This is a genomic window from Streptomyces sp. NPDC087787, from assembly GCF_044743035.1.
Lineage (GTDB): Bacteria > Actinomycetota > Actinomycetes > Streptomycetales > Streptomycetaceae > Streptomyces.
In genome coordinates this window covers 1-1,499 of record NZ_JBIUVQ010000066.1, presented here as the reverse complement: position 1 = coordinate 1,499, position 1,499 = coordinate 1, and the positions used below count along the sequence as shown (strand labels likewise).

The window sequence follows — 1,499 nt, the reverse complement described above, 5'->3', positions numbered from 1 at the left end:
CATGAGGCGACGCGCGGTCTGGATCTGGACGCGTTCGTGGTGTTCTCGTCGGTTGCCGGTGTGTTCGGCAATGCGGGTCAGGCCAACTACGCGGCCGGAAACGCGTTCCTGGACGCGTTGATGGCGTACCGGCGTGGGGCCGGCCTGCCGGGTCTGTCGCTGGCCTGGGGCCCCTGGGAGCAGACCGGCACCGGCGGCATGACCGACACGCTCTCCGACGCGGAGCTCGAACGGCTCGCGGCCTCCGGAGTGCCCCCGCTCGCCGTCGAGCAGGGTCTGGCCCTCTTCGACGCCGCGCTGTCCACCGATGATGCCGCGCTCGTCCCCGTCCGGCTCGACCTGCCCGCCCTGCGCGGTCAGGGCGAAGTGCCGCCGCTGCTCCGTTCGCTGATCCGGGGCCGCTCGCGCCGTGCGGCGGTCGCGGGCTCGGCGACGGCGACCGGTCTGCGCGACCGGCTGGCCGTCCTGGACGCGGTCGAGCGACGGGAAGTGCTCGTGGACCTCGTCCGCGGCCAGGTCGCCCTGGTGCTCGGCCACGCCGACGCCACGGCCGTCCACCCCGCGCGTGCCTTCCGTGACCTCGGCTTCGACTCCCTCACCTCGGTCGAACTCCGCAACCGCCTGAACGGGGTCACCGGGCTGCGCCTGCCCGCCACGATGGTGTTCGACTACCCGACCGTCGAGGTCCTGGTCGACTTCATCCTGGAGGAGCTCCTCGGCACCGACGTCGCGGCGGAGGTCGTACAGCGGGGCACGGCGGCCGTGGCGGACGACCCGATCGTCATCGTGGGCATGGCCTGCCGCTACCCGGGCGGGGTCGCCTCGCCCGAGGACCTGTGGCGCCTGGTCACCGAAGGCACCGACGCCATCAGTGCCTTCCCGGTCAACCGTGGCTGGGACGTGGAGAACCTGTACCACCCGGACCCCGACCACGCCGGTACGTCCTACACGCGTTCCGGTGGATTCCTGCACGAGGCGGGGGAGTTCGACCCCGGCTTCTTCGGGATGAGCCCCCGCGAGGCGCTCGCCACGGACTCGCAGCAGCGCCTGCTGCTCGAGTCGTCGTGGGAGGCGATCGAGCGGGCCGGCATCGACCCGGTCGGCCTGCGCGGCAGTGCGACCGGTGTGTTCGCCGGCGTGATGTACAGCGACTACAGCGCGATGCTGGCGAGCCCCGAGTTCGAGGGCTTCCAGGGCAGCGGCGCCTCACCGAGCGTGGCTTCCGGCCGGGTCTCGTACACCTTCGGTTTCGAGGGTCCGGCGGTCACGGTGGACACCGCGTGCTCGTCGTCGCTGGTGGCGATGCACTGGGCCATGCAGGCGCTGCGCTCGGGTGAGATCTCGCTCGCCCTGGCCGGCGGTGTGACCGTGATGTCGACACCGGGAGTCTTCGTGGACTTCGCACGTCAGCGGGGTCTGTCGCCCGACGGGCGGTGCAAGGCGTTCTCGGACTCCGCCGATGGTGTCGGCTGGTCCGAGGGTGTCGGCATGCTGGTCCT

Annotated in this window: 1 protein-coding gene; it reads left to right on the top strand. The window is 71.8% G+C overall.

All coding sequences use genetic code 11. The features are described from left to right. Window positions 1-1,499: beta-ketoacyl synthase N-terminal-like domain-containing protein (locus tag ACIOWN_RS34495; protein WP_401984479.1), on the top strand; the 1,499-nt coding region annotated here is incomplete at both ends.